At 73.0% G+C, this 26,987-nt stretch carries 23 protein-coding genes and 1 riboswitch; of the genes, 17 read left to right on the forward strand and 6 right to left on the reverse strand.

The window, feature by feature from the left end; genetic code table 11:
- The first annotated feature begins 5 nt into the window (after positions 1-5).
- The 4 genes from purN to ACSMHG_RS08065 all read left to right on the forward strand — a co-directional run bounded on the left by purN (position 6) and on the right by ACSMHG_RS08065 (position 3,705).
- Complete coding sequence (gene purN / locus ACSMHG_RS08050; protein ID WP_435743490.1) at positions 6-644, forward strand: phosphoribosylglycinamide formyltransferase; 639 nt, start codon at positions 6-8, stop codon at positions 642-644.
- A 2-nt stretch (positions 645-646) separates the two neighbouring features.
- A riboswitch (ZMP/ZTP riboswitch) is annotated at positions 647-723 on the forward strand.
- Positions 724-746: 23 nt separating this feature from the next.
- A complete protein-coding gene (gene purH, locus ACSMHG_RS08055; RefSeq protein WP_435743492.1) occupies positions 747-2,306 on the forward strand; it encodes a bifunctional phosphoribosylaminoimidazolecarboxamide formyltransferase/IMP cyclohydrolase in 1,560 nt (519 codons plus the stop codon).
- Between the two features lie 131 nt (positions 2,307-2,437).
- Positions 2,438-3,301 (forward strand): bifunctional methylenetetrahydrofolate dehydrogenase/methenyltetrahydrofolate cyclohydrolase, encoded by an 864-nt coding sequence (locus ACSMHG_RS08060; RefSeq protein ID WP_435743494.1) that lies wholly within the window; start codon positions 2,438-2,440, stop codon positions 3,299-3,301.
- Positions 3,302-3,306: 5 nt separating this feature from the next.
- The gene (locus tag ACSMHG_RS08065; protein WP_435743496.1) at positions 3,307-3,705 is read left to right on the forward strand and encodes a DUF3017 domain-containing protein; all 399 of its coding nucleotides are present in this window, start codon (positions 3,307-3,309) and stop codon (positions 3,703-3,705) included.
- A 162-nt stretch (positions 3,706-3,867) separates the two neighbouring features.
- Here ACSMHG_RS08065 and ACSMHG_RS08070 read toward each other — a convergent pair whose 3' ends face one another.
- A complete protein-coding gene (locus ACSMHG_RS08070; protein WP_435743498.1) occupies positions 3,868-4,854 on the reverse strand; it encodes a malate dehydrogenase in 987 nt (328 codons plus the stop codon).
- A 69-nt stretch (positions 4,855-4,923) separates the two neighbouring features.
- Between ACSMHG_RS08070 and ACSMHG_RS08075 the strand changes: the two genes are divergently transcribed.
- From ACSMHG_RS08075 to ACSMHG_RS08095, 5 genes are all read left to right on the forward strand, one after another.
- On the forward strand, positions 4,924-5,433 hold the full coding sequence (locus tag ACSMHG_RS08075; RefSeq protein WP_435743500.1) for a hypothetical protein: 510 nt from the start codon (positions 4,924-4,926) through the stop codon (positions 5,431-5,433).
- 115 nt (positions 5,434-5,548) lie between these two features.
- Positions 5,549-7,738 carry an NADP-dependent isocitrate dehydrogenase gene (locus ACSMHG_RS08080; RefSeq protein WP_435743502.1) on the forward strand — a complete coding sequence of 730 codons (2,190 nt, stop codon included), beginning with the start codon at positions 5,549-5,551 and terminating at the stop codon, positions 7,736-7,738.
- Positions 7,739-7,863: 125 nt separating this feature from the next.
- Positions 7,864-11,436, forward strand: a complete 3,573-nt coding sequence (locus ACSMHG_RS08085) for an ATP-binding cassette domain-containing protein (RefSeq protein WP_435743504.1) — start codon at positions 7,864-7,866, stop codon at positions 11,434-11,436.
- Positions 11,437-11,477: 41 nt separating this feature from the next.
- Entirely contained in the window at positions 11,478-11,885 is a 408-nt protein-coding gene (locus ACSMHG_RS08090; protein WP_435743506.1) for a hypothetical protein, read from the forward strand.
- Between the two features lie 96 nt (positions 11,886-11,981).
- Complete coding sequence (locus ACSMHG_RS08095) at positions 11,982-13,208, forward strand: MFS transporter (protein ID WP_435743508.1); 1,227 nt, start codon at positions 11,982-11,984, stop codon at positions 13,206-13,208.
- Here ACSMHG_RS08095 and ACSMHG_RS08100 read toward each other — a convergent pair.
- Positions 13,193-13,747: a DUF421 domain-containing protein gene (locus ACSMHG_RS08100; RefSeq protein ID WP_435743510.1), complete on the reverse strand. Its 555-nt coding sequence runs from the start codon at positions 13,745-13,747 to the stop codon at positions 13,193-13,195. The genes ACSMHG_RS08095 and ACSMHG_RS08100 overlap by 16 nt on opposite strands.
- Here ACSMHG_RS08100 and trpS point away from each other — a divergent pair.
- The 5 genes from trpS (at position 13,746) to ACSMHG_RS08125 (ending at position 17,065) form a co-directional block, all read left to right on the forward strand.
- On the forward strand, positions 13,746-14,759 hold the full coding sequence (gene trpS, locus ACSMHG_RS08105; RefSeq protein ID WP_435743512.1) for a tryptophan--tRNA ligase: 1,014 nt from the start codon (positions 13,746-13,748) through the stop codon (positions 14,757-14,759). The genes ACSMHG_RS08100 and trpS overlap by 2 nt on opposite strands.
- A gap of 9 nt (positions 14,760-14,768) precedes the next feature.
- Entirely contained in the window at positions 14,769-15,284 is a 516-nt protein-coding gene (locus ACSMHG_RS08110; RefSeq protein WP_435743514.1) for a 2'-5' RNA ligase family protein, read from the forward strand.
- Positions 15,285-15,366: 82 nt separating this feature from the next.
- Complete coding sequence (locus tag ACSMHG_RS08115; RefSeq protein ID WP_435743516.1) at positions 15,367-16,431, forward strand: YihY/virulence factor BrkB family protein; 1,065 nt, start codon at positions 15,367-15,369, stop codon at positions 16,429-16,431.
- Entirely contained in the window at positions 16,428-16,676 is a 249-nt protein-coding gene (locus ACSMHG_RS08120) for an SCO4848 family membrane protein (protein ID WP_435743518.1), read from the forward strand. Before ACSMHG_RS08115 ends, ACSMHG_RS08120 begins: the two co-directional genes overlap by 4 nt.
- Positions 16,677-16,870: 194 nt before the next feature.
- Positions 16,871-17,065 (forward strand): hypothetical protein, encoded by a 195-nt coding sequence (locus ACSMHG_RS08125; protein WP_435743520.1) that lies wholly within the window; start codon positions 16,871-16,873, stop codon positions 17,063-17,065.
- Positions 17,066-17,121: 56 nt separating this feature from the next.
- Here ACSMHG_RS08125 and ACSMHG_RS08130 read toward each other — a convergent pair whose 3' ends face one another.
- From ACSMHG_RS08130 to ACSMHG_RS08145, 4 genes are all read right to left on the reverse strand, one after another.
- Positions 17,122-17,865, reverse strand: coding sequence for a succinate dehydrogenase/fumarate reductase iron-sulfur subunit (locus tag ACSMHG_RS08130; RefSeq protein WP_435743522.1), 744 nt, complete (start codon positions 17,863-17,865; stop codon positions 17,122-17,124).
- On the reverse strand, positions 17,862-19,877 hold the full coding sequence (locus ACSMHG_RS08135) for a fumarate reductase/succinate dehydrogenase flavoprotein subunit (RefSeq protein ID WP_435743524.1): 2,016 nt from the start codon (positions 19,875-19,877) through the stop codon (positions 17,862-17,864). The genes ACSMHG_RS08130 and ACSMHG_RS08135 overlap by 4 nt, the downstream gene beginning before the upstream one ends.
- A 12-nt stretch (positions 19,878-19,889) precedes the next feature.
- Complete coding sequence (locus ACSMHG_RS08140) at positions 19,890-20,591, reverse strand: succinate dehydrogenase cytochrome b subunit (RefSeq protein WP_435743526.1); 702 nt, start codon at positions 20,589-20,591, stop codon at positions 19,890-19,892.
- A gap of 78 nt (positions 20,592-20,669) precedes the next feature.
- Positions 20,670-21,734: a glycosyltransferase gene (locus ACSMHG_RS08145; RefSeq protein WP_435743528.1), complete on the reverse strand. Its 1,065-nt coding sequence runs from the start codon at positions 21,732-21,734 to the stop codon at positions 20,670-20,672.
- A gap of 120 nt (positions 21,735-21,854) precedes the next feature.
- Between ACSMHG_RS08145 and ACSMHG_RS08150 the strand changes: the two genes are divergently transcribed.
- Genes ACSMHG_RS08150 through meaB form a run of 3 tightly spaced genes read left to right on the forward strand, consistent with a single transcriptional unit; the run spans position 21,855 to position 26,856 of the window.
- A complete protein-coding gene (locus tag ACSMHG_RS08150; RefSeq protein WP_435743530.1) occupies positions 21,855-23,633 on the forward strand; it encodes a methylmalonyl-CoA mutase family protein in 1,779 nt (592 codons plus the stop codon).
- Positions 23,630-25,852, forward strand: a complete 2,223-nt coding sequence (gene scpA / locus ACSMHG_RS08155) for a methylmalonyl-CoA mutase (protein ID WP_435743532.1) — start codon at positions 23,630-23,632, stop codon at positions 25,850-25,852. Before ACSMHG_RS08150 ends, scpA begins: the two co-directional genes overlap by 4 nt.
- Positions 25,852-26,856, forward strand: a complete 1,005-nt coding sequence (meaB, locus tag ACSMHG_RS08160) for a methylmalonyl Co-A mutase-associated GTPase MeaB (RefSeq protein WP_435743534.1) — start codon at positions 25,852-25,854, stop codon at positions 26,854-26,856. Before scpA ends, meaB begins: the two co-directional genes overlap by 1 nt.
- Positions 26,857-26,987: the final 131 nt, after the last annotated feature.

Here is a 26,987-nt window from a genome sequence, read left to right on the forward strand (position 1 = left end):
CGCCCGTGCCCGGACCCGCCCGCCTCGTCGTCCTCGTGTCCGGCTCGGGCACCAACCTGCAGGCGCTCCTCGACGCCTCCGCCGACCCGACGTACGGCGCCGCCGTGGTCGCCGTCGGCGCCGACCGCGACGGGATCGAGGGGCTCGCCCGCGCCGAGCGGCACGGCGTCCCGACGTTCGTCACGAAGGTCGGGCAGTTCACGAGCCGGGACCACTGGGACCGGGCGCTGGCCGACCGGGTGGCCGCCTTCGAGCCGGACCTCGTCGTGCTGGCCGGCTTCATGAAGCTGGTCGGCGCTGACTTCCTCGACCGGTTCGGCGGGCGCACCGTCAACACCCACCCGGCGCTGTCGCCGTCGTTCCCCGGCATGCAGGGGCCCGCCGACGCGCTGGCGTACGGCGTGAAGGTCACCGGCGCCACCCTCTTCGTGGTGGACGCCGGGGTGGACACCGGCGCGATCGTCGCCCAGCGCGCGGTGCCGGTCGAGGACGACGACTCGGTCGAGACGCTGCACGAGCGGATCAAGGTCGCCGAGCGAGCCATGCTCGTCGAGACCGTCGGCCGGATGGCGCGCGAGGGCTTCCGGGTCGAGGGGCGCCGGGTGCGGCTGGGCGGGCCCGACGGGGCGGCCGGACGGTCGTAGGATGAGCCCCACACGACTGGCGCAGGTGGGCAACCACCGGGGAGTGACGCCGGGAGCATCGTCCGCCTGGGTGCTCCTCCACGCCGAGCAGGAGTGACCCACGTGTCCGACCACCGTGTCCCGATCCAGCGTGCGCTGGTCTCCGTCTTCGACAAGTCCGGCCTCGACGAGCTGGTCCGCGGCCTCCACGAGGCCGGCGTCGCCCTCGTCTCCACCGGCGGCTCGGCCCGCCGGATCGAGGAGCTCGGGCTGCCCGTGACCCGGGTGGAGGAGCTGACCGGCTTCCCCGAGTGCCTCGACGGCCGGGTCAAGACCCTCCACCCGCGGGTGCACGCGGGAATCCTCGCCGACCGGCGCCTCGACGACCACGTGCGGCAGCTGGCCGAGCTCGAGGTCGAGCCCTTCGACCTCGTGGTGTGCAACCTCTACCCGTTCGAGCAGACGGTCGCCTCGGGCGCCAGTCCCGACGAGTGCGTCGAGCAGATCGACATCGGCGGCCCGTCGATGGTGCGCGCCGCGGCCAAGAACCACCCCTCGGTCGCCATCGTCACCAGCCCCGCCCGGTACGCCGACGTGCTGGCCGCCGCGGACCAGGGCGGCTTCACGCTGGCCGAGCGGCAGCGCCTCGCGGCCGAGGCCTTCGCCCACACCGCGGCGTACGACGTCGCCGTGGCGTCCTGGATGGGCAGCGTCCTCACCGACACCTCGGAGGGCACCGGCTTCCCGGCCTTCGCCGGCGCCGCGTGGGAGCGCCGGGCCGTGCTCCGCTACGGCGAGAACCCCCACCAGCGGGCGGCGCTCTACACCGACGGCCGGGGCGGGCTCGCCGAGGCCGAGCAGCTCCACGGCAAGGAGATGTCCTACAACAACTACGTCGACACCGACGCGGCCCGCCGCGCGGCGTACGACTTCGACCGGCCGGCCGTCGCGATCATCAAGCACGCCAACCCGTGCGGGATCGCCGTCGGTGACGACGTCGCCGAGGCGCACCGGCGCGCGCACGAGTGCGACCCGGTCTCGGCCTTCGGCGGCGTCATCGCGGTCAACCGGCCCGTGTCCGTCGCCATGGCCGAGCAGGTGGCCGAGGTCTTCACCGAGGTGATCGTGGCGCCCGGCTACGAGCACGGCGCCGTGGAGGTCCTGCAGGGCAAGAAGAACATCCGCATCCTGCGCTGCGCCGACCCGGCGGACGGACCGCGGACCGAGAGCCGGCCGGTGAGCGGAGGGCTCCTGGTGCAGGTCGCGGACCGCATCGACGCCGAGGGCGACGACCCCTCGACGTGGACCCTGGCGGCCGGCGAGCCGGCGTCGGAGCAGGTCCTCGCCGACCTCGCCTTCGCCTGGCGGGCCTGCCGCGCGGTGAAGTCGAACGCCATCCTGCTCGCCAAGGACGGCGCGTCGGTCGGGGTCGGCATGGGCCAGGTCAACCGGGTGGACTCCTGCCGCCTCGCGGTCTCCCGCGCGGGTGAGCGGGCCCGCGGCGCCGTCGCGGCGTCCGACGCGTTCTTCCCGTTCGAGGACGGACCGCAGATCCTCATGGACGCCGGCGTCGCGGCGATCGTCCAGCCCGGCGGATCGGTGCGCGACGAGCTCACCGTGGAGGCGGCACGGGCGGCCGGCGTCACGATGTACTTCACCGGCACCCGGCACTTTGCCCACTGATCTCGGCGGCTCCGCCGCCGGGATCCAGCGGGCAGGTCGAGCAAGCGCCGCGACCGAGGAACGAGGTCGCGACGCGCGGGTCGAGACCCGGTGAGGTGCGAGCAGACAGCGAGAGAGACAGGATGAGCACGATGACGGCACAGAAGCTGGACGGCAGCGCCACCCTCAAGGCGATCAAGGGCGAGCTGCGCGAGCGCGTCGAGGCGCTGCGCGCGCGCGGCGTCGTGCCGGGCCTCGGCACGGTGCTGGTCGGGGACGACCCCGGCTCGCACTGGTACGTCGGCGCCAAGCACAAGGACTGCGCCGAGATCGGCATCGAGTCCATCCGCGTCGACCTGCCGGCCACGGCCACCCAGGCCGAGGTCGAGGAGGCGGTCGACCGGCTCAACGCCGACCCCGCCTGCACCGGGTTCCTCATCCAGCAGCCCACCGGCCTCGACGAGGTGGCGCTCCTCTCCCGGGTCGACCCCGACAAGGACGTCGACGGCCTGCACCCGGTCAGTCTCGGTCGCCTGGTGCTCGGCGAGGAGGGGTCGCTCCCGTGCACGCCGGTCGGCTGCCTCGAGCTGCTGCGCCGCCACGGGATCGAGCTCGCCGGTGCCGAGGTGGTCGTCGTGGGCCGCGGGCTGACCGTCGGGCGCCCGATGGGGCTGCTGCTGACACGCCGTACGGAGAACGCCACGGCGACGCTGTGCCACACCGGCACCCGGGACCTCGCCGCGCACACCCGCCGGGCCGACGTCGTCGTCGCGGCCGCCGGGGTGCCCGGGATCATCACCGCGGACATGGTGAAGCCGGGCGCCGCGGTGCTCGACGTCGGCGTCTCCCGCGTCGACGGCAAGATCGCCGGTGACGTCGCGGCCGACGTGTGGGAGAAGGCCGGCTGGGTCTCCCCGAACCCCGGCGGGGTCGGTCCGATGACCCGGGCGATGCTGCTGAGCAACGTCGTGACGATGGCCGAGCGGACGCTGGCCGGCGCCTCGGCGTCGGCCTGAGCGCCGTGGTCGACCGCGGACCCGGTAGCGGGCCCGAGGGCGCGGCCGAGAGCGGGGACGAGCCGGAGCTGCCCTCGGAGGACGAGGTGGCCGCCGAGGTCGCCGCCGAGCTCGACCAGGTCGAGGACCGCCGCTACCCGCGGACGATCGGTGGCGGGTTCTACCTCGTCGTCCTCCTCGCCACCACCGTCGGGATCGGCGTGGTCGTGGCCGGTGACTGGCGGGTCGGCATCAGGATCGTCGCAGGTGCGTTGCTGGCGGCCTCGCTCGTCCGTGCGGCGCTGCCGCACCGGGACGCCGGCATGCTGGCCGTGCGCCACCGGATCGTCGACGTCCTGGTCCTGGTGCTCGTCGCGTCGGCGTTGCTCTTCCTCGCCGGCACCATCCCCGAGCAACCGGTCTGAGCCGCGGGCCCCGCCCTGCGCCACCACCCGGATCGTTCATCTGTCGAGCTGTGGTGGGCCCTTCCCGCGGTACGACGCAGGAGGGCCCACCACTTCCGTTCAAGTGAACGGTTGTGGTGGGCCCTCGGGCGTGATCGGGGACGCCGGCGCGCCGGCCCGGCCTCAGATCAGGCCGAGCTCCGTGACGGCCGACCGCTCGTCGGCGAGCTCCGCGGTCGAGGCGTCGATGCGGCCGCGGGAGAACTCGTCGATCTCCAGGCCCTGGACGATCTCCCAGTCGCCGTCGCGCGTGGTGACGGGGAAGGACGAGATGAGGCCCTCGGGCACGTCGTAGGAGCCGTCGGAGCGCACGGCCATCGACACCCAGTCGCCCTCGGCGGAGCCGAAGAGCCAGTCGCGGGCGGCGTCGATGGTCGCCGACGCGGCCGAGGCGGCCGAGGAGGAGCCACGGGCGTCGATGATCGCGGCGCCGCGCTTGGCGACGGTGGGGATGAAGTCGTTCTCGATCCAGGCCTGGTCGCCCACGACCTCGGCGGCGTTGCGGCCGCCGATCTCGGCGTGGAAGAGGTCGGGGTACTGGGTCGCGGAGTGGTTGCCCCAGATCGTCATCTTGGTGATCTCGGTGACCGGGGCGCCGGTCTTCGCCGCCAGCTGCGAGATCGCGCGGTTGTGGTCGAGGCGGGTCAGCGCCGAGAACCGCTCCTGCGGGATGTCGGGGGCGTTGGTCATCGCGATGAGCGCGTTGGTGTTGGCCGGGTTGCCGGTCACGCCGATGCGCACGTCGTCGGCGGCCACCTTGTTGAGGGCCTTGCCCTGCGTGGTGAAGATCGCGCCGTTCGCCTCGAGCAGGTCGCCGCGCTCCATGCCGGGGCCGCGGGGGCGCGCGCCGACGAGCAGGGCGAGGTTGACGCCGTCGAAGATCTTCTCGGCGTCGTCGCCGATCTCCACGCCGGCCAGGCCGGGGAAGGCGCAGTCGTCGAGCTCCATGACGACGCCCTCGAGCGCCTTCAGGGCGGGGGTGATCTCCAGCAGCCGCAGCTCGATCGGTCGGTCGCCGGCGAGCGCACCGCTCGCGAGGCGGAAGAGCAGGCTGTAGCCGATCTGGCCAGCGGCGCCGGTGACGGCCACCTTGAGAGGGGTAGAGCTCACGAGGACTCCTTGTCGAGACGGGGACCCTCCGACGCTAGCAGCGCTCGGTGGGCCGGGCAGGATGGGGCCGTGCGTCCAGCCGGCCCGCTCCTGTCCGCGCTCGTCGCGGTCGTGCTGACTGCGACCGGGTGCGCGACCGGGCCGCCCGCCAGCCCGCCGACCGGCATCGACGGGTTGGTCGTCCCCACGCCGTCGCCGGATCCGGACGACTTCGTCGAGGGCATCGACAACCCCTGGTTCCCGTTCGACCCCGCACAGGCCGAGGGGACCGACGAGGTCGCCGGTGTCGAGGTGAGCGTCATCGACGGCGAGGCCTATGCGCAGGACCGGGACGGCCACGTGTGGTGGTTCGGCACGGAGGGGGTCTGGGAAGCCGGGGTCGACGGAGCGCAGGCCGGCTTGGCGATGCCCGCCGAGCCCCGGTACGGCGACTCCTGGCGGCTCGCGCTCGCCCCCGGGATCGTCGAGGACGTGGCCGCGGTCGTGGAGCTGGACGTGGACTCCTTGGTCCTGGAGGTCACCTCCCCGTTGGAGCCGGGTGCGGTCGAGCGTCGGTCGGTGGAGCGGGCCCACCGGTGAGGCGGGTCGGGACGCCCGGCGACGTGCGAGGGTGGACGGGACCGCACGGTCAGGTATCTTGACGTCAAGAAACCTCAGCGACCTCCCACTCGAGCGACCCCAGGAGCTGCCGTCCATGGCCACGATCATCTACACGCACACGGACGAGGCGCCGCTGCTCGCGACGTACTCGTTCCTGCCGATCATCCAGGCGTACGCCGCGAAGGCCGGCGTCGAGGTGGAGACGCGCGACATCTCGCTCTCCGGCCGCATCCTGGCCCAGTTCGGCCTCGTCGACGACGCGCTGGCCGAGCTCGGCGAGCTGGCGACCAAGCCCGAGGCGAACATCATCAAGCTGCCCAACATCTCCGCCTCCATCCCGCAGCTGAAGGCCGCGGTCAAGGAGCTGCAGGAGCAGGGACACGACATCCCGGACTACCCGGAGAACCCGCAGACCGAGGCCGAGAAGGACGCCCGCGCCAAGTTCGACAAGGTCAAGGGCTCCGCGGTCAACCCCGTCCTGCGCGAGGGCAACTCCGACCGCCGCGCGCCGTCGTCGGTCAAGAACTACGCCAAGGCGCACCCGCACCGGATGGGTGCCTGGAGCAGCGACTCGAAGACCAACGTCGCCACCATGGGCGAGCGTGACTTCCGCTCCAACGAGAAGTCGGTCGTCGTGGAGTCCGACGACACGCTGCGCATCGAGCTGGTGGCCGCCGACGGTTCCACCACCGTCCTCAAGGACGACGTCAAGGTGCTGGCCGGCGAGGTCGTCGACGCCACCTACATGGACGTCGCGGCGCTGCGCCGCTTCCTGACCGAGCAGGTCGCCCGCGCCAAGGCGGAAGGGGTCCTCTTCTCCGCCCACCTCAAGGCCACGATGATGAAGGTCAGCGACCCGATCATCTTCGGCCACGTGGTGCAGGCCTTCTTCCCGACCCTCTTCGAGCAGTACGGCGAGCAGCTGCGGGCCGCGGGCATCTCCCCGAACGACGGCCTCGGCGCGCTGCTCAGCGCGGTCGAGTCGCTCCCCGATGGCGAGGCGATCAAGGCGGCCGTGCAGCAGGGCCTGGCCGACGGGCCGGCGCTCGCGATGGTCGACTCCGACAAGGGCATCACGAACCTGCACGTGCCGAGCGACGTCATCATCGACGCCTCGATGCCGGCGATGATCCGCACCTCCGGCCACATGTGGGGCCCCGACGGCGAGGAGCACGACACCCTCGCGGTCATCCCGGACTCCTCCTACGCAGGCGTCTACCAGACCGTCATCGACGACTGCCGCGCCCACGGCGCCTTCGACCCGGCCACGATGGGCTCCGTCCCCAACGTCGGCCTGATGGCCAAGGCCGCCGAGGAGTACGGCTCCCACGACAAGACCTTCGAGATCCCCGCGGCCGGCACCGTCCGCGTCGTCACCTCGGGTGGCGAGGTGCTGACCGAGCACGACGTGCAGCCCGGTGACATCTGGCGCGCCTGCCAGACCAAGGACGAGCCGATCCGTGACTGGGTCAAGCTCGCCGTCACCCGGGCCCGCGCCACCGGCGTCCCCGCGGTGTTCTGGCTCGACGAGACCCGCGCCCACGACGCGAACCTCATCGCCAAGGTCAAGGAGTACCTGCCCGAGCACGACACCGAGGGCCTGACCATCGAGATCATGGCGCCGGCCGAGGCGACGGCGTACTCGTTGGAGCGGATCCGCCGCGGCGAGGACACCATCTCGGTGACCGGCAACGTGCTGCGCGACTACAACACCGACCTCTTCCCGATCCTGGAGCTCGGCACCTCGGCGAAGATGCTGTCCGTCGTGCCGCTGATGAACGGCGGTGGCCTCTTCGAGACCGGCGCCGGCGGCTCGGCGCCGAAGCACGTGCAGCAGCTGGTCAAGGAGAACTACCTGCGCTGGGACAGCCTCGGCGAGTTCTTCGCGCTGGCCGCGTCCTTCGAGCACCTGGCGGGGTACGCCGACAACGCGCGCGCCCAGGTGCTCGCCGACACCCTGGACCGAGCGACGGGGACGTTCCTGGAGCAGGACAAGTCGCCGACCCGCCGGGTGGGTGGCATCGACAACCGCGGCTCGCACTTCTACCTGGCGCTCTACTGGGCCCAGGAGCTGGCGCAGCAGTCCGACGACGCCGACCTCGCCGCCGCGTTCGGTCCGCTCGCCGAGAAGCTCTCCGCCCAGGAGGAGCAGATCGTCTCCGAGCTCAACGGCGTCCAGGGCAAGCCGGCCGACATCGGCGGTTACTACCGGCCCGACGACGCCAAGGCCGACGCCGTCATGCGGCCCTCGCGCACCCTGAACGAGGCCCTCGCCTCGCTCTGACCCACCGGCGGGCGACCGCACGGCAGCCACGGCCCACCGCCGCACCGGCGGTGGGCCGTGGTGCGTCCACGCCCGCCCGGAAAAGCAGATGAGGAGGTCGGTGGCGACGTCTAGCGTCGTCGTCGATGACCGTGACCAGCGCAACCGCCGACCGCGCCCGCCCGGCAGGCGGAGCCGACCCGGGCACCGGGCCGCCGGGCCCGCCCGACCCCTCCCGGGTCGTCGACTGGCGACGGCTGCGCTCGGGCGTGGCGCTGGCGGCGTTGGTGGCGCTCTTCGTGGCTGCGGTGGGGCAGGCGCTGGGCACCGTGGTGGCCGGTCGGCTGGCCGCCGACCCCACCGTCGAGCTGGTGCTGCTCCTCGCCGCCTGCGTCGTCGGCGCGGCCGCGCTCGACTCCGCCGGCCGGGTCGTCTGGGCGGGGGTCGCGGACCGGGCCGAGGGGCGGCTCCGCGCCGACCTGGTCGACGCCGCCCTGCGGCAACCACTCGGGCGGCTGCACGACCAGGCCGTCGGCGAGGTGCTCGACCGGGTCGACGACGACACCTACGAGGTGGGCGTCCTCGTCCGTCGGCAGGTGTGGGACGCGATGCGCACCCTCTTCGCCACCCTGCCGATGTGGGTCGTCGCCGGGCTCACCTGGTGGCCGGCCTGGCTGCTCCTGCCTGCGGTGACCGCGGTGGCGGTGGTCGCGGTCCGGCCGCTGCTGCCGGAGATCTCGCGCCGGAAGGTCCTCGAGGAGGTCGCCTGGACCGACCACGCCGCTGCGCTGGAGGAGGGCATCGCCGGCCGGGACGACCTGCGCACCAGCCTCGGCCAGGCCCACGTCGTACGTCGGGTCGCGGCGCTCTCCGCCGAGGTCCACCGCCGGCTGGGCTCGGTGCTGGAGGCGGAGACGAGGCTGGTCCGGCGGGCCGGCCTGCTGCTCCACGGACTGCTCGTCGCCGTCGTCGTGGCCGGCGTGGCGCTGACGGCCACCGAGGGCATGTCCGTCGCGCAGCTGGTCACGCTCTTCCTGGTCACCTCGACCTTCGTCGGCCAAGTCAACAACCTCGCCCAGCACCTGCCCGACCTGCAGGCCGGGCTGGGCGCCCTGGTGCGCCTGCGCCAGCTGCTCGAGGCGCCACCGGAGCCGGAGGGCGGCCTGCCCGTGCCGGACGGGCCGCTCGAGGTGTGGTTCCGGGACTTGCACTTCGCCTACGAGGAGGGGCGGTTCGCGCTCGAGGGGGTCGACGTGCTCGTCCCGGCCGACCGCACGTGTGCCCTCGTCGGCCGCACCGGGTCCGGGAAGTCGACGCTCGCGGCGCTGGTGTCCCGAGCCGTCGAGCCGGAGCCGGGCTCGGTGCTCGTCGGCGGGGTCGACGTGCTCGACCTCGACCTGCAGCAGCTGCGCGCAGCGGTGGGCGTGGTGACCCAGCGCACCGAGATCCTCGCCGGCACGCTCGCCGAGAACATCGCCCTCTTCATCGACGTGGAGCCCGGACGGGTGGCCCGGGCCGTGGCCGAGCTGGGGCTCGAGGCGTGGGTCGCCGGCCTGCCCGACGGGCTGGAGACCAGGCTGGGGCCGGGCGGCACCACCCTCTCCGCCGGCGAGGAGCAGCTCGTGGCCTTCGCGCGGCTGCTGGTCCGCGACGTCCGTGTGGTCGTCCTCGACGAGGCCACCGCCCGGATGGACCCGGTCACGGAGGAGCTCGTCGTCCGCGCGGCCGACCGCCTTCTCGCCCGGCGCACCGGGCTGCTGGTCGCCCACCGGCTCGGCACGGTGCAGCGCGCCGACCTGGTCGCGGTGCTCGACCACGGCCGGGTGGTCCAGCAGGGTCCGCACGAGGAGCTCGCGGCGGTGCCGGGACCCTTCCGGGAGCTGCTGCGCTCGGGCGACGCGGACGCCGTGCGGGAGACCAGCGCGCTCCCGGCCGCCGGCGGGGCGGCCACCGACGGCGCCCCCGACGGGCCGGCCGCCGTCGGCGGGGCCCGCCGGAGCGGGCCGCCCCCGGTGCGGCCGGAGCCCGGCGACGGGCCCAGCCTGACCCGCGGCATCGCCCACGCCCTCGGCATCCACCCCGGCTGGGGCCTCGCCGGCGCGGCGCTCTTCCTGGTGGCCTCGGTGACGGGCGCGTTCGGGACGCTGACCGGCTGGGCGTGGGGCCGGATCGTCGCCGACCTCTCCGACGGCGGCACGCCGCTGGCCCTCACCGCGGTGGTGGTGGTCAGCCTGCTCACGGCGCCGCTCGCCATCACGGCCGCCTTCCTGCGATACCCCCACTGGTGGGTCGCGGTGCTGCTCCGCACCCGCCTGTCGGTGCTGGTGGGCCAGACCCGCCAGCGGCGGCTGCACCGCACGCCGCCGGGCGAGGTGGTCGCCCGCACCATGGACGCGGACCGCTACGCGCGGTACGCCGACCGGTGGGTCGACCTGGGCAACGGCCTGGTCATCGTCGTGGTCACCACCCTCGCGGCCAGGAGCCTCCTGGCCGGTGGTGTCCTGCTCGCCGTCATGGTCGCCTCGGCCCTCGCCTCCTCGGCGGGACGCCCGGTCGCCGGGCGCTCGGCCGCCGAGGCCTCGCGCGCCCGCGCCTCCTTCGGCCGGTCGCTGGTCTCCGTCCTCGACTGCGTGCGCACCGTCAAGCTCGCCGCGGCGACACCGGCCGTCCGCCGCCACCTCGGACGGGTCGACTCCGGCCGCGTCGACGCCGCCGTCCGCGAGCACCGGGTCCAGGCGGCCCTCGACGGCGTGCCCGTCGTGGTCGTGCAGTGCGGCGTGGTCGCGGCGTGGGCGGTGCTGGTGGCGGGTGGTTGGGGGCTGGCCACCGCGCTGCTCGTCGCCTCGGCGGTCAACGGCTTCGACTGGTTCGGCCGGGTGGCCGGATCGGTCATCACCGAGGCCCCGGGCACGCGCTCCTGGCAGCGGGCCACCAGCCGGTTGGCCGGCGGAGCCGACCTGATGACGCTGCCGTCCGGGGTCGACCTGGTGCAGGGCACCGCCCCCGCGCCGGAGCCCGCGCCGCGGGAGCCCCTGCGCACCCTCGAGCTGCGGGACGTGGGCGCCGTCCACGACGACGGGACGCTCGGGGTGGCCGGTGTCGACCTCACCGTCTCCTCCGGCGAGCTGGTCCTGCTGCTCGGCCAGGTGGGGTCGGGCAAGAGCAGCCTGCTGGCCGCGCTCGCCGGCCTGGTCGACCACACCGGGTCGATCCGCTGGAACGGCGCGGAGGTCGAGGACGCCGAGGTCTTCCTGCGGCCGGGGCAGGTGGCGCACGTGGCCCAGGTGCCCCGCGTGCTCTCGGGCAGCTTCGCCGACAACGTCCTGCTCGACCACGCCACCGACCGCGGGCTCGACACGGCGGTGACCGACGCCCGGCTGCACACCGACGTCGACGAGGCCGGGGGGCCGCACGCCCTCGTCGGGCACCGCGGCGTACGGCTCTCCGGGGGGCAGGTCCAGCGGCTGGCCCTGGCCCGCGCCCTGGCGACCGACGCCGAGCTGCTGCTGGCCGACGACGTCTCGAGCGCGCTGGACGCGGCGACGGAGGTGGAGCTGTGGGAGGCCCTGCGGCGCCGCGGCACGACGGTCGTCGGTGCGACGTCGAAGCGCTCGGCGCTGGCCCGGGCCGACCGGGTCGTGGTCCTCGCCAACGGGGCGGTCGCCGCCGTCGGCCCGTGGTCCGAGCTGTCACGGACGTGGGGGCACCTCGCCGGGTGAGGGGTCCGGCCGCGACCGGACAGCCGGTAGGTTCCACCGGTGTGCGCCCCCTGATGTCGACCGCCGCCCTGCTCACCGTGCTGGCCCTTCCCGGCTGCGCGGAGGCGGAGGAGATTGCCCGCGACGCCGCTGGCCAGGCAGGCTGTGCCGTCGCTCAGCAGGCGGTGGCCGACGCCGAGGACCGCGTCCGCCAGGTGGCGAAGGACATCGGCGCCAACCCGCAGGCGGCCGAGCGGGAGCTGCGCGCGCTGGCCGGGGTGCTCGACGGCGCCGCGCAGCAGCTCGAGGGTGAGGCGCAGACCCAGGTCCAGCGCGCCCGGGAGGCGGTCGACGGGCTGCTCGTCGAGGCTCGGCAGGCCGCCGACGGCACCCGGGTCGACGAGGTCGCCGTCGAGGAGGGGCAGCGCGAGCTCGACCGCGCGTTGGAGGCTCTCGCCACCGTCTGCTGAGGGGCGGGTGAGCCGCACCACGCCGCGCCGGACCTCGGAATAGGCAGCGGGCGGGGCGCAGTTGGACGATGGGTCCGCACCCGACCGGAAGGCCCCATGACCGCGACCGCCGCCCCCGCTCCCGTCGACCATCGCCCCAGTGGTCGGCCGCTGGTGCTGGCCGTGCTCGCACTCGCCGTGGGTGGCTTCGCCATCGGCACCACCGAGTTCGTCACCATGGGGCTGCTGCCGCAGATCGCGGAGGGCATCGGGGTGTCGGAGCCCCAGGCCGGCCACGTCATCTCGGCGTACGCGCTCGGCGTGGTGGTCGGTGTGCCGATCCTCTCCTTCTTCGCCGCCCGTCTGCCCCGCCGTGGACTCCTGGTCGGGCTGATGGGCGCCTACGCCGTGTTCAACCTGCTCAGCGCGGTCGCCACCGGCTACGGGATGCTCGTCGTGGCACGGTTCCTCGACGGCCTGCCCCACGGCGCGTACTTCGGTGTGGCCAGCCTCGTCGCCGCCAGCCTGGCAGCGCCGGAGCGGCGCGGACGAGCGATCGCCAGCGTGATGCTCGGCCTCAGCGTCGCCAACGTGGTCGGCGTCCCGGCAGCCACCTGGGTGGGGCAGAACCTCGGCTGGCGCGCGGCGTACCTCATCACCGCGGCGTTGGCGGCGCTCACGATGGCGCTCGTGCTGGCCTTCGTCCCGTCCGTGCCCGGCGACAAGGAGACCACCGGGCGACGCGAGGCCCGCGACTTCTTCCGCCGGCGCCAGGTGTGGCTGACGATGGCTGCGGGGGCGGTCGGCTTCGGCGGCATGTTCGCCGTGTACTCCTACATCGCCACGACGGTCACCGACGTCGGGGGACTCGGTCGCGGAGCGGTGCCCTTCTTCCTGCTCGCCTTCGGTCTCGGCATGGTCGCCGGCACCTGGCTGGGCGGTGAGCTGGCCGCCTGGTCGGTCTTCCGCTCGTTGATCTGGTCAGGCATCGGGTCGGCCGTCGTCATGGTGGTCTTCTGGGCCGTGGCGCCGCTGGGCTGGTGGCTGCTGCCGGTCGTCTTCACCATCACGGCCCTCGGGTCGGTGCTGGTGACCAACCTGCAGGTGCGGCTGATGGACGTCGCCGGCGACGCGGTGACGCTGGGTGCGGCGATGAACCACGCCGCCCTCAACATCGCCAACGCGATGGGAGCCTGGTTGGGTGGGCTGGTCATCGCCGCCGGCCTCGGCTACCGGGCGCCGGCGCTCGTCGGCGCAGGGCTCTCCGTGCTCGGCGTCGCCATCCTGCTGTGGTCGGCGGCGGACCAGCGGGCCGAGCACCGCCGGGTTCAGCGCGCGACCTGAGGCACGCCTTCCAGTGCCGATCCGTCACCCATCTTCTCGCTGGAGATGACGCTCATGGTGCCGTCGCTCTCGAGCACGACGGCCGCGACCTTCGCGAGGCTGCCGGTGCCGGTCGCCCGCACCGCCTGCCGGAGCTCGTCGAGGTTGACCCGCTGCTGGCGCATCGTGTCCATCAGCGGCTCGCCGTCACGCAGGAGCAGCGTGGGGCCCGCGGTGAGGGCGCGGCGGGTGACCGGGAACCACGACGTGACCTTCGCGACGACGTACTGCAGCGCGCAGAGCAGCGCGAGGGCCGTGGCGCCCTCGACCCACGCCACCTCGCTGCTGAGGAAGATCGTGGCGAGCGTCGAACCGAAGGCGACCGTGACCACCAGGTCGAAGGCGTTGAGCTTGGTGAGCGTGCGCTTGCCGGAGGTGCGCAGGGCCAGCACGACGAAGGCGTAGGCCGCGGCGCCCACGAGGACCACGCGAAGGACATCGGACCAGGAGTCGAACCACATGCACGACCCGTACCCCGTGTCGGGGAGGATGGTCCCCATGTCCACCTCCCGCCCGCGCGTGCTCTCCGGCATCCAGCCGACGGCCGACTCGTTCCACTTCGGCAACTACCTCGGCGCACTGCGGCAATGGGTGACCCTGCAGGAGGACCACCAGCCGTTCTTCTTCATCGCCGACCTGCACGCGATCACCGTCGAGCAGGACCCGAAGGTCCTCCGCGAGCGCACCCTGCGGGCCGCGGCGCAGCTGCTCGCCGCCGGTGTGGACCCGGACCGGGCGGCGATCTTCGTCCAGTCCCAGGTGCCCGCCCACGCGCAGCTGGGCTGGGTGCTGCAGTGCCTCACCGGCTTCGGCGAGGCGCGGCGGATGACGCAGTTCAAGGACAAGTCGGCCAAGCAGGGGGAGGGGGCCGCGAGCGTCGGCCTCTTCACCTACCCCGTCCTCCAGGCCGCCGACATCCTGCTCTACCGGCCCCACTACGTGCCGGTGGGCGAGGACCAGCGCCAGCACCTCGAGCTCACCCGCGACCTGGCCCAGCGGTTCAACAGCCGCTACCAGAAGACCTTCCGGCTGCCGGAGCCCTACATCCTCAAGGCGACCGGGAAGATCGCGGACCTGCAGGACCCGACCCGGAAGATGTCCAAGTCGTCGTCCGCGCCCAGCGGCATCATCGACATGCTCGACGACCCCAAGGTCAGCGCCAAGAAGGTGCGCTCGGCCGTGACCGACTCAGGGTCCGAGATCCGGTTCGACGTCGACGAGAAACCGGGGATCAGCAACCTGCTCACCATCCACTCCGCGCTCACCGGCACCGACATCGAGGCCCTGGAGGAGCAGTACGCCGGTCGCGGCTACGGCGACCTGAAGAAGGAGCTGGCCGAGATCGTCGTCGACTTCGTGACGCCGTTCCGCGACCGCACGCTGGCCCTCCTCGACGACCGGGCGCACCTCGACGACGTGCTGCGCCGGGGCGCGGAGACGGCGGGTGCGGTGGCGGAGGCGACGCTGGGCGACGTCTACCAGCGCGTGGGCTTCGTGGCGGCCGGCCAGTAGGGTCGAGGCATGCCGACGATCGGGGTCGCCGTCGCGATCCCTGAGCCCTGGGGCACCCAGCTGCAGGACTACCGGAGCAGCCTGGGTGACGCGACGGCGACGATGATCCCGACCCACATCACGTTGGTGCCGCCGACCGAGCTGCGCGAGGAGGAGGTGCCGGGCGTCGTCGAGCACCTCGACGCGGTGGCGGCCGGGCGGGCGCCGTACCGCGTCCACCTGCGGGGGACCGGCACGTTCCGCCCCGTCTCGCCGGTCGTCTTCGTCTCCCTCGTCGAGGGCATCTCGCAGTGCGAGCAGCTCGCGGCGGCGCTGCGCCGGGGACCGCTGGCGGTCGACCTCAGCTTCCCGTACCACCCGCACGTCACCGTCGCCCACCACCTCGCGGAGGAGCGGCTCGACCGGGCCTTCGAGGACCTCGGCGGCTTCGACTGCGAGTTCGTGGTCGAGGAGTTCCACCTCTACGTCCACCACGAGGTGCAGGGCTGGCAGGCCGACCGGGCGTTCCCCCTCACCGGCCCCTGACCCGGCTCGACCGCCCCCGGTCCGTCCACCCGATCCGTCCGCTGTCTGCGCAGGTCGCGGGGGTGGTGGGTACCGGGCGGGCATGTCGATGATGGACCGGATCGCCGGCGGTGTCGCCGGCGTGCGCCGTCGTCGGCCGTTCGTCGACCGCCTGGTGCGGGTGCAGGAGCACTACGGATCGGTCCGCGCCTCCCAGCAGGCCGGTGCGATGACCTACTACGCCTTCCTCGCGTTCTTCCCGCTGCTCGCGCTCTCCTTCTTCGTCGTCGGTCTCGTCTCCGAGGTGTGGCCGGACGCCAACGTCCACCTCCGGACTGTCATCACGTCGGTCCTGCCCAGCATCATCGGCCAGGAGGAGGGGCAGCTCTCGCTGCAGGACATCCGCACCTTCTCCGGGTGGGCCGCGCTGCTGAGCCTGGCGGCCGTCCTCTACACCGGCCTGGGCTGGCTCTCGGCGATGCGGGCCGCCCTCCAAGCGGTCTTCCAGGTGCCGGAGACCGAGTGGCTCGGCTTCCTCGGCGGCAAGCTGCGGGACCTGATGACCCTGCCGGTCATCGGGACGCTGCTGTTCGTCGCCGTCGTGCTCACCAGCTTCGTGGGCCGGTTCGCCGAGGACCTCCTGCTGTGGGCGCAGCTCGACGTCGGGCGCAGCTGGCTGGTCAGGCTGCTCACCGTGGGCTTCGGCATCGTCGCCAACGCCGTGCTGTTCTACGTGGCCTTCCGGATGCTCGCCCGCCCGCACCTGCCGCGGTCGTCCCTGTGGCGCGGGGCGCTGCTGGGCGCGCTGGCCTTCGAGGTGCTCAAGCAGCTCTCGAGCTACCTGCTGGCGGCCACGAAGAACCAGCCGGCCTTCCAGGCGTTCGGCATCGCGCTCATCCTCGTGGTCTGGATCAACTACTTCTCCCGGATCGTGCTGTACTCGGCTGCGTTCGCGTACACCTCACCCGCGGCGGTCGCGGCGCGGCGACGTCGCCTGCCGCCCGGCGCGGTGCAGGGCCCGCGGACGCCGACGCCCGAGGAGCTGCTCCGCCAGCACCGCCGGGCGGGGGCTGTGGTCGCGCCGTTCGCGGCCGGTGGCGCGACCGCCCTGGGGCTGGTCGCCTGGGTGAGGAGGAAGAGATCGGAGAGATCGGTGAGGTCGGCATGAGGCTGGAACGGCGGCACGCCTGGCTGCTGCTCGGGGTGGCGGTCTGGAACCTCCTGACGTACGCGATGTTCACGCGCAACCTGTGGGCGGCGTACGCCGAGGGGGAGGACCGCCCGACGGGCTACTGGGTCGCGCACACGGTGTTGATCGTGGTCAACGTGGCGATCGGCCTCGTCCTCGGCCGGCTCGGGCTCCGGGCGCTGCGGCACGCCGACGAGCAGCGGACGTCGACGGTCGGGGGCTAGCCCGGCCTGCGATCGGGGCACTCCGGCGGCAGGCGAGGCGACCGCGTGGCAGGCTACGGCCGTGCCCGCGATCGTCCTCCCCGCCGCGGTCCACCTCGGTGTCGCGGCGCTCGTGGCGCGCCGGTGACGGGGCGCCTGCCCCCGCGTCCGGTCTCGCGCGGCTGGACGGCGACCGCGGTGGTCTGTGGGGGTGGGTGGCGATCATCGACGCCGACCGGATCGAGTCACCCGGCTTCACGCTGCACGGTGCTGAGGTGCACAGCGGGCGACCGGCCGGGGTGCGGGTGGACCGCAAGGGTGCGGCTCCGGACCTCGTCGTCCCCAGCACGCCGTTCCTGCTCCCGGCCGGCCAGCTCGCGGAGGAGATCGACGTCCGCGTGCGGCGGTGAGGCGGCGCCGACGGAGTCCCCGGGGAACCGGGGACTCCGTCAACGGCGGCTCAGCCTCAGCGGCCCTGCTTCAACGCGGTACGCAGGTCCTTGTTGAGCTGGGAGATCACGTCGAGCGGGATCTCCTTGGGGCACGCGGCGGTGCACTCGCCGATGTTGGTGCAGCCGCCGAAGCCCTCGTGGTCGTGCTGGGCGACCATGTTGACGACGCGGTCGTAGCGCTCCGGCTGGCCCTGCGGCAGCTCGCCGAGGTGGGTGAGCTTGGCGCCCATGAAGAGCGACGCCGAGCCGTTGGGGCAGGCCGCGACGCAGGCTCCGCACGCGATGCAGGTGGCGGCGTCGAAGGAGCGGTCGGCCTTCTTCTTCTCGACCGGCACGGCGTGCGCCTCGGGGGCGGCGCCGGTGTTGACCGACACGTAGCCGCCGGCCTGGATGATCCGGTCGAAGGCGGAGCGGTCGACGAGGAGGTCGCGCAGCACCGGGAACACGTCGGAGCGCCACGGCTCGACGGTGATCTCGTCGCCGTCCTTGAACGAGCGCATGTGCAGCTGGCAGGTCGTGGTGACCTCCGGGCCGTGCGCCTCGCCGTTGATCATCAGCCCGCAGGTGCCACAGATGCCCTCACGGCAGTCGTGGTCGAAGGCGATCGGCTCCTCGCCCTGGGCGTTGAGGTTCTCGTTGAGCACGTCGAGCATCTCGAGGAAGCTCATGTCCTCGGAGACCTCGTCGAGCTCGTACTTCTGCAGGGCTCCGGGCGAAGCCGCGTCCGGCTGGCGCCAGATGTTGAGGGTCAGTCTCACTTGTAGCTCCGCTGCTTCATCTCGATGGCCGTGTAGATCAGGTCTTCCTTGTGCAGCACGGGCTGGCCGTCCTCGCCGCCCCACTCCCACGCCGCGACGTAGGCGAACTCGTCGTCGTGGCGCAGCGCCTCGCCGTCCTCGGTCTGCGACTCGGCGCGGAAGTGGCCGCCGCAGGACTCCCGGCGGTTCAGCGCGTCGATGCACATCAGCTCGCCGAGCTCGATGAAGTCAGCGACCCGGCCGGCCTTCTCCAGGCTCTGGTTGATGCTCTCGTTGGTGCCCAGCACCCGCAGGTCGGACCAGAAGGCGGCCTTGAGCTCGCGGATCATGTCGATCGCCTTGCGCAGGCCCTCCTCCGAGCGCTCCATGCCGCAGTACTCCCACATGATGTTGCCGAGCTCGCGGTGGAAGCTGTCGGCGGAGCGGGTGCCGTTGATGGAGAGGAACTTCTGGATCCGCTCCTCGACGCTCGCCCGGGCCTCGGCCACGGCCGGGTGCGACTCGTCGATGCGCTCGAACGGGCCGTCGGCGAGGTACTCGCGGATGGTGTTCGGCAGGACGAAGTAGCCGTCGGCCAGGCCCTGCATCAGCGCGGAGGCGCCCAGGCGGTTGGCGCCGTGGTCGGAGAAGTTCGCCTCACCGGTCACGAAGAGGCCGGGGATCGTGGACTGCAGGTGGTAGTCGACCCACAGCCCGCCCATGACGTAGTGGACCGCGGGGTAGATCCGCATCGGGGTCTCGTACGGGTCCTCGCCGGTGATCCGGGCGTACATGTCGAAGAGGTTGCCGTACTTGGCCTCGACGGCCGAGCGGCCGAGACGCTTGATCGCGTCGGCGAAGTCGAGGTAGACGCCCCGGCGGAAGTCGCCGACCATCGGGCCGACGCCGCGACCCTCGTCGCAGACGTTCTTCGCCTGGCGGGAGGCGATGTCGCGGGGGACCAGGTTGCCGAAGGAGGGGTAGATCCGCTCCAGGTAGTAGTCGCGGTCCTCCTCGGGGATGTCCCGCGGGTCCTTGTCGCAGTCCTCCTTGCGCTTCGGCACCCAGATCCGGCCGTCGTTGCGCAGCGACTCCGACATCAGCGTCAGCTTCGACTGGTGCTGGCCGGAGACGGGGATGCAGGTGGGGTGGATCTGCGTGTAGCAGGGGTTGGCCATGTAGGCGCCCTTGCGGTGCGCGCGCCACGTCGCGGTGACGTTCGACCCCATCGCGTTGGTGGAGAGGTAGAAGACGTTGCCGTAGCCGCCGGAGGCGAGGACCACGACGTCGGCGAGGTGCGTCTCGATCTCGCCGGTCACCATGTTGCGCGCGATGATGCCGCGCGCCTTGCCGTCGACCATGACCAGCTCGAGCATCTCGTGGCGGGTGTACTGGGTGACGGTGCCGGCCGCCACCTGGCGCTCCAGTGCCTGGTAGGCGCCGATGAGCAGCTGCTGGCCGGTCTGGCCGCGGGCGTAGAAGGTCCGGGAGACCTGCACGCCGCCGAAGGAGCGGTTGTCGAGCAGGCCGCCGTACTCGCGGGCGAACGGCACGCCCTGCGCGACGCACTGGTCGATGATGTTCGCGCTGACCTCGGCGAGGCGGTAGACGTTCGACTCGCGGGAGCGGTAGTCACCGCCCTTGACGGTGTCGTAGAAGAGGCGGTGGATCGAGTCGCCGTCCTCCTTGTAGTTCTTCGCCGCGTTGATGCCGCCCTGGGCCGCGATCGAGTGCGCGCGGCGGGGGGAGTCCTGGTAGCAGAAGACCTTGACGTTGTAGCCCTGCTCGCCCATGGTCGCGGCGGCCGAGCCACCGGCCAGGCCGGTGCCCACGATGATCACGTCGAGCTTGCGGCGGTTGGCGGGGTTGACCAGGCGGTTGTCGAACTTGCGCTGGCTCCACCGGCGCTCGATCGGGCCGACGGGCGCGACCGGGTCGACCAGCGGCTCGCCCGGCGTGTAGTAGCCGCGGGCGTCGTCGGAGACCTGGTGGGAGGGCTGGTTGAGCGGCGAGGAGCCGTCGTGGGCGGCCATGGTGGCGTTCCCTTACTTCTCGATGATGCCGGCGAGGACGGACAGGGGGACCAGCGAGAAACCGCCGGCGACCACGACCGCGAGCACCCAGCCGGCCTGCTTGGCGCGGGCCCGCGAGGAGGCGGTGTTGGTGAGGCCGAGGGTCTGCAGGGCGCTGAAGGTCCCGTGGTGCAGGTGCATGGCGAGGGCCAGCATCGCGAGCAGGTAGATGAGCGTCATCCACCACACGTCGAAGGTGTCCACCATGAGGTTGAAGGGGTCGTCGGTCTCGCCGCCGGCGGGGTTGACCTTCGGCACCGTGAAGTTCAGCAGGTGCCAGGCGATGAACAGCAGCAGCGCCAGCCCGCCCCAGCGCATGGTGCGCGAGGAGAGGGAGGAGTGCGCGTTCTTCTTCACGGCGTACTTCACCGTGCGCGCCGACGACGCGCGCTTCCACAGCGCCACCGCTGAGGCCACGTGGGCCACCAGGGCGACGATGAGCAGCACGCGCATCACCCAGAGGAAGCCCTCGTAGGGCAGCAGCGGTTCGCCGAACTCCCGCAGGTGGTGGGCGTAGTCGTTGAAGGCGTCGTGCCCGCCGAACGCCTTCAGGTTTCCGTACATGTGCGCGAGCACGTAACCGATGAAGACGAGGCCGCTCACGGCCATGACGAGCTTGAGCGCCACCGTGGAGCGCGTCGCGCGCGCCCCCTTGACGAGGGTCGGGGTTGCCACGAGAGGCCACGCTACCGCCCACCGTGCCCCCGCGGGCGGCGGCCGGGTGTGACAAATACCCGGTTGCCAACCGGCGGGTCAGGCGGCGGTGCGGCGACGGGCGCCGACGAGCGGGAGCAGGTGCTGCTCGACGAGCTCGTCGACCGCGTCGGTCCACGAGCGTGCCGTCGAGAGCTCCCGTGCCCGCTCGCCCAGCAGTGCCCGGTGCCTGTCGCCGGCGAGCACGGCCACGGCCCGCGCCGGGCCGAGGGGGTCGCCCGGCTCGTGCAGCAGGCCGGTCTCCAACGGCCGCACGACCTCGCGGGCGCCGCCGGCCCGCGGTGCCACGACGGGTACGCCGCTCGCGGCGGCCTCGCGCAGGACGTGGCAGCACGACTCCTCCTCGCCCGGGTGGACGAGCACGTCGAGGCTGGCCATCGCGACGGCCAGGTCGCCCGGCCCGAGCGCCCCGGTGAGCACCGCGCCGGGAAGCCGGCGGCGCAGCCAGTCGCGCTGCGGGCCGTCGCCGACGAGCACCGGCCGGATGCCGGGGACCTCGGTCAGGCTGGCCAGGCGTCGTACGCCGTGGCGGCGGTGCAGGCTGCCGACGTACCCCACGACCACGAGCGGTCCCTGGGGCGAGCGTGCCCGCGCCCAGCGGTCGTGCAGCCAGCTGTCGCGCAGGGCCGGGGTGAAGGCCCGCGTGTCGACGCCCGGCGACCAGACATCGGCCCGGGTGCCGTCCGCGGCGAGCCGCTCGGCCAGCCAGCCGGAGGTGACGAGGAGCCGGTCGGCGCGGTCGGCGACCGTGCGGCGCCAGCGCTCGAGCGAGGCGCCCGGCACGACCGACTGCTGGACCACGAGGCTCGGGAGGCCGGTGGCGCTCGCATGCTTGAGCGCCTTGCGCCCGAGCCGGCCCGGGGAGGTGACGTGGACGACGTCGGGGCGGAAGGCGTCGAGGGCCGCCCGGACCTGGGCGCCGGGCCGGTCGTGGGGCCCGACCCGGTCCACGCGGCAGCCGCGGTAGTCGGCCAGGCCGGGGGCCGGCGCGACCAGCCGCACCTCGTGGCCCTGGTCGACGAGCCGGTCGACGACCGCCTTGACGGTCGTGGTGGTCCCGTCGACGGCGGGGTAGTAGGTCTCGGTCACCATCGCGATCCGCACCTGGCCACCGTCGGCCGCCCGGGGCAACAGCAGGTGACGACCAGCGGACCTCTGGGCGAACCGGGTCGAAAACGTCACACTGCCTAGCCGCGGCGTGAGCGGCTCCCTAGGGTGCCGACCATGGACAAGGGGACTGTTGCCGGAGAGGTCGAGGGCGGCCTCGACGAGCCGGCCGGGCTCGAGCCCGAGCAGGGCACGCTGGAGCTGGCCGATCCGGCCGACCGCTGGACGGTGGCCGACTGGGAGCACGCGGCGGCCGCCGTGCTGCGCAAGTCGCGCCGCCTCAAGGAGGACGATCCCGACACGGCCGTGTGGGACAGGCTGACCCGCACCACGCTGGACGGCATCGAGGTCACCCCGCTCGGCACGCCCGCCCTGCTCGACGGCCTCGCGACGGCGGGTCGCCCCACCCGCAGCGGTCCGTGGGACGTCCGGGCCCACCTCCGCGCCGTCGGCGCACCCGCGAAGGAGGGCAACGAGGCGGCACTGGCCGACCTCGACGGCGGCGTGGCGTCACTGTGGGTCGAGGCCGCCGCCGACACGGACCTGACCGCCCTCCTGGAGGGCGTGCTGCTCGACCTCGCGCCGGTCGTCCTCGACGCACCGACCGCCCCGGTGGCGGTGGCGGAGGCGTTCCTGGCCCACCTCGGCGACACGGAGCCGGCGCCCGGCACCAACCTCGGCGTGGACGGGCTGGCCGACGAGGAGGCCGTCCTCGCCGTGGCCCGGCTGGCGCTGGAGAAGGGCGTGCTCGGCGTGGTCGTCGACGCGACCGCCGCCCACGACCTCGGCGCGTCCGACGCCCAGGAGCTGGGCTACTCGCTGTGGGTGGCCGCCCGGGTCCTGCGCGTGCTCACCGGCGCGGGCATCGGCATCGAGGAGGCGGCCGGGCTGCTGGAGTTCCGGTACGCGGCGACCGACGAGCAGTTCCCCACGATCGCGAAGCTCCGTGCGGCGCGCCGGTTGTGGGCCCGGGTGCTCGAGCTGAGCGGGGCCGCGCCGGCCGAGCAGCGCCAGCACGCGGTGACCAGCCGGCCGATGATGAGCAAGTACGACCCGTGGGTCAACATGCTCCGCACCACCGTCGCCGCCTTCGCGGCCGGCACGGGCGGCGCCGAGGCGGTCACGGTGTTGCCGTTCGACAGCCCGCTGGGCCGCCCGGACGCCTTCGGTCGCCGGATCGCGCGCAACACCTCGCACCTGCTGATCGAGGAGTCCCACGTCGCGAAGGTCGCCGACCCGGCCGGCGGCTCCTACGCCGTGGAGCGGCTCACCGACGACCTCGCCCGCGCCGGCTGGGAGGTGCTCGGCCGCCTCGACGACGGCGAGCCGTTCGCCGACATGGTCGCCGAGACCGTCGACCGCCGGGAGCGCCAGATCGCCACCCGCAAGCGGCCGATCACGGGGCTCAGCGAGTTCCCGAACCTCGCCGAGGAGCTGCCCCAGCGGCAGCCCGACCCGGCCGCGGACGCGGTGCGCCGGTACGGCGCCGCCTTCGAGGAGCTGCGCGACGCGCCGGTCGCCCAGCACGTCTTCCTCGCGACGCTCGGCCCGGTGGCGAGCCACACGGCGCGGGCGACCTTCGCGACGAACCTGCTCGCGGCCGGCGGCATCGCCGTGGACGTCGCCGGCCCGACGACCGACGTCGACGAGCTCGTCGCGGCGTACGACGCCAACGGCCGGAGCCCGGTCGTGTGCCTGGCCGGGGCCGACCCGACGTACGCCGAGTGGGGCGAGCAGGCCGTGGCCGGGCTCCGCGAGGCCGGCGCCCGGTACGTCGTCATCGCCGGGGTCTCGGCGAGCTCGACCACCGAGGTCCACGAGGTGGTCGACGACTTCTGCGCGATGGGCGTCGACGCCCTCGCGTTCCTCACCCGCACGAGGGAGCAGCTGACGTGACCGTCCCGAAGAGCTTCGCCGGCCTGCCGTTGGTCTCGACAGGCTCGACCAGCGAGACGACCGAGACCAGCGAGACGACCGAGACCAGCGAGACCAGCCGGGCGAGCGGCGAGGCGTGGACCTCGCCGGAGGGCATCGAGATCAAGCCCGCCTACACCGCGGCCGACCTCGAGGGCCTCGACGCGCTGGACACCTTCCCGGGGCTCAGCCCGTTCCTGCGCGGGCCGTACCCGACGATGTACACCACGCAGCCGTGGACCATCCGGCAGTACGCCGGCTTCTCGACGGCCGAGGAGTCCAACGCCTTCTACCGCCGCAACCTCGCGGCCGGCCAGAAGGGGCTCAGCGTCGCCTTCGACCTGGCGACCCACCGCGGGTACGACTCCGACCACCCGCGCGTGCGCGGCGACGTCGGCATGGCCGGCGTGGCGATCGACTCGATCTACGACACCCGGACCCTCTTCGACGGCATCCCGCTGGACGAGATGTCGGTGTCGATGACCATGAACGGCGCGGTGCTGCCGGTGCTGGCGCTCTACATCGCTGCTGCCGAGGAGCAGGGGGTGCAGCCGGAGCAGCTCGCAGGGACCATCCAGAACGACATCCTCAAGGAGTTCATGGTCCGCAACACCTACATCTACCCGCCGGCGCCGTCGATGCGGATCATCTCCGACATCTTCGCCTTCACCAGCCAGCGGATGCCGCGGTTCAACTCGATCTCGATCTCCGGCTACCACATGCAGGAGGCCGGGGCGACGGCCGACCTGGAGCTCGCCTACACGCTCGCCGACGGGGTCGAGTACATCCGCGCCGGGCTCGACAGCGGGTTGACGATCGACCAGTTCGCGCCGCGGCTGAGCTTCTTCTGGGCGATCGGCATGAACTTCTACATGGAGGTCGCCAAGATGCGCGCCGCCCGCGCGCTCTGGTCGCGCCTGGTGCGCCAGTTCGACCCGCAGAACCCGAAGTCGCTCAGCCTGCGCACCCACTCGCAGACCTCCGGCTGGTCCCTGACCGCGCAGGACGTCTTCAACAACGTCCAGCGCACCTGCATCGAGGCGATGGCCTCCACCCAGGGCCACACCCAGTCGCTGCACACCAACGCCCTCGACGAGGCGATCGCGCTGCCGACCGACTTCTCCGCACGCATCGCTCGCAACACCCAGCTCCTGCTGCAGCAGGAGAGCGGCACGACCGGGACCATCGACCCGTGGGCCGGCTCCTACTACGTCGAGCGGCTGACCCACGACATCGCCGAGCGGGCGTGGGCGCACATCCAGGAGGCCGAGCAGGCCGGCGGCATGGCCAAGGCCATCGAGCAGGGCATCCCGAAGATGCGCATCGAGGAGGCCGCGGCCCGCACCCAGGCCCGGATCGACTCCGGGGTGCAGAAGGTCATCGGTGTCAACACCTACCGCCTCGCGGCCGAGGACAAGCTCGACGTCCTCAAGGTCGACAACGACGACGTCTACCGCCAGCAGGTCGCCAAGCTGGAGCGGCTCCGGGCCGAGCGCGACGACGACGCCGTGCGCCGCGCGCTCGAGGCGCTCACGAACAGCGCCGAGCGGGGGGTCTCGACAAGCTCGACCAGCGGAGGAAGCCTCGAGGGCAACCTGCTCGCCCTCGCGGTGGACGCCGCCCGTGCCAAGGCGACCGTCGGGGAGATCTCCGAGGCGCTGGAGAAGGTCTACGGCCGCCACCAGGCCGTCATCCGTACCATCAGCGGCGTGTACCGCGACGAGTCCGGCGCCGGCGAGGGCGGCACCCTGGTGCAGCAGGTCCTCGACGCCACCGCGGAGTTCGAGGAGGCCGAGGGCCGCCGCCCGCGCATCCTGGTCGCGAAGATGGGCCAGGACGGCCACGACCGGGGCCAGAAGGTGATCGTCTCCGCCTTCGCCGACATGGGCTTCGACGTCGACGTGGGGCCGCTCTTCTCCACGCCCGAGGAGGTCGCCCAGCAGGCGGTCGACGCCGACGTCCACATCGTCGGGGTCTCCTCGCTCGCCGCCGGCCACCTCGCGCTCCTGCCGGCGCTGCGCGACGCGCTCGCCGAGCAGGGCCGGTCCGACATCATGATGGTGATCGGAGGCGTGATCCCGCCCGACGACGTTCCGACGCTGCTGGAGATGGGCGCCGCTGCGGTGTTCCTGCCGGGCACCGTCATCGCCGAGTCGGCGCTGGACCTGCTCGCGCGGCTGCGGGAGCAGCTCGGTCACTGATGCCACCTGACGTCCCCACCCTCGTCGAGGGCGTCCGTGCCGGTCGGCGGGCCGCGGTGTCGCAGGCGATCACGCTCGTGGAGTCCTCGCGACCCCAGCACCGGGCGCTCGCCCGCGAGCTCCTGACCGAGCTGGCCGGCCTCGACAGGCTCGACCGACGGGCGGGCCGGGAGGTCGTCCGGGTCGGCATCTCGGGAGTCCCCGGCGTCGGGAAGTCCACCTTCATCGAGTCGCTCGGCAGCCGCCTCACCGCGGCCGGGCACCGGGTCGGCGTGCTGGCGGTGGACCCGTCCTCGGTGCGCACCGGCGGGTCCGTCCTCGGCGACAAGACCCGGATGGGCCGGCTCGCCTCGGACCCCGCCGCGTTCATCCGGCCCTCGCCGAGCGCCGGCACGCTCGGCGGCGTGGCCCGGGCGACGGTGCAGGCGATGGCGGTGCTCGAGGCGGCGTCGTACGACGTGGTGCTGGTCGAGACGGTCGGCGTCGGCCAGTCGGAGGTCACCGTCGCGGGGATGGTCGACACCTTCCTCTTCCTCACCCTCGCCCGCACCGGCGACCAGCTGCAGGGCATCAAGAAGGGCATCCTCGAGATCGCCGACGTCATCGCGGTCAACAAGGCCGACGGCGACCGCGAGGGCGAGGCCCGCGTGGCCGCGCGGGACCTCGCCGGCGCGCTGCGCCTGGTGCGCGGGATGGAGGAGTGGTCGCCGCCGGTGGTGACCTGCTCGGGCCTCACCGACGTCGGCGTGGACGACCTGTGGGACCGCGTCCTCGCCCACCGCGACCACCTCGGTCGCGACGGGCTGGCCCGCAAGCGGGCCGAGCAGCAGCTGGACTTCACCTGGGCGATGGTCCGCGACGAGCTCGACCAGCGGCTGCGGCACTCGCCGGCGGTCCGCGCCGTGCGCGAGGAGGTCCGGGCCGCGGTGCTCGCCGGCGAGCTGCCCGCGACGGTGGCGGCCGACCGGATCCTCGCGGCGTACGACGGCGGGCGGGACGGCTGAGCGGTGCTCCGGTGGGCGAGAGCCCCTGTCCCGGGATGACCCGTCCGGGTCCTTCGAAGATGGGACACCTGACCCATGTCCTCGGGACTGGGGCCGGGTCAGGATCGGGTCCTCATCCACCGGAGAAGGAC

Origin of the sequence: Nocardioides ureilyticus (genome assembly GCF_051280745.1) — a bacterium.
Taxonomy (GTDB): domain Bacteria; phylum Actinomycetota; class Actinomycetes; order Propionibacteriales; family Nocardioidaceae; genus Nocardioides.

Coding starts and splice junctions, on each gene's coding strand:
- trpS (WP_435743512.1), top strand. CDS start 13,746: ATGTCCACCTCCCGCCCGCGCGTGCTCTCCGGCATCCAGCCGACGGCC.
- ACSMHG_RS08060 (WP_435743494.1), top strand. CDS start 2,438: ATGACGGCACAGAAGCTGGACGGCAGCGCCACCCTCAAGGCGATCAAG.
- ACSMHG_RS08115 (WP_435743516.1), top strand. CDS start 15,367: ATGTCGATGATGGACCGGATCGCCGGCGGTGTCGCCGGCGTGCGCCGT.
- ACSMHG_RS08110 (WP_435743514.1), top strand. CDS start 14,769: ATGCCGACGATCGGGGTCGCCGTCGCGATCCCTGAGCCCTGGGGCACC.
- ACSMHG_RS08135 (WP_435743524.1), bottom strand. CDS start 19,877: ATGGCCGCCCACGACGGCTCCTCGCCGCTCAACCAGCCCTCCCACCAG.
- ACSMHG_RS08085 (WP_435743504.1), top strand. CDS start 7,864: ATGACCGTGACCAGCGCAACCGCCGACCGCGCCCGCCCGGCAGGCGGA.
- ACSMHG_RS08080 (WP_435743502.1), top strand. CDS start 5,549: ATGGCCACGATCATCTACACGCACACGGACGAGGCGCCGCTGCTCGCG.
- ACSMHG_RS08150 (WP_435743530.1), top strand. CDS start 21,855: ATGGACAAGGGGACTGTTGCCGGAGAGGTCGAGGGCGGCCTCGACGAG.
- meaB (WP_435743534.1), top strand. CDS start 25,852: ATGCCACCTGACGTCCCCACCCTCGTCGAGGGCGTCCGTGCCGGTCGG.
- ACSMHG_RS08095 (WP_435743508.1), top strand. CDS start 11,982: ATGACCGCGACCGCCGCCCCCGCTCCCGTCGACCATCGCCCCAGTGGT.
- ACSMHG_RS08120 (WP_435743518.1), top strand. CDS start 16,428: ATGAGGCTGGAACGGCGGCACGCCTGGCTGCTGCTCGGGGTGGCGGTC.
- ACSMHG_RS08100 (WP_435743510.1), bottom strand. CDS start 13,747: ATGGGGACCATCCTCCCCGACACGGGGTACGGGTCGTGCATGTGGTTC.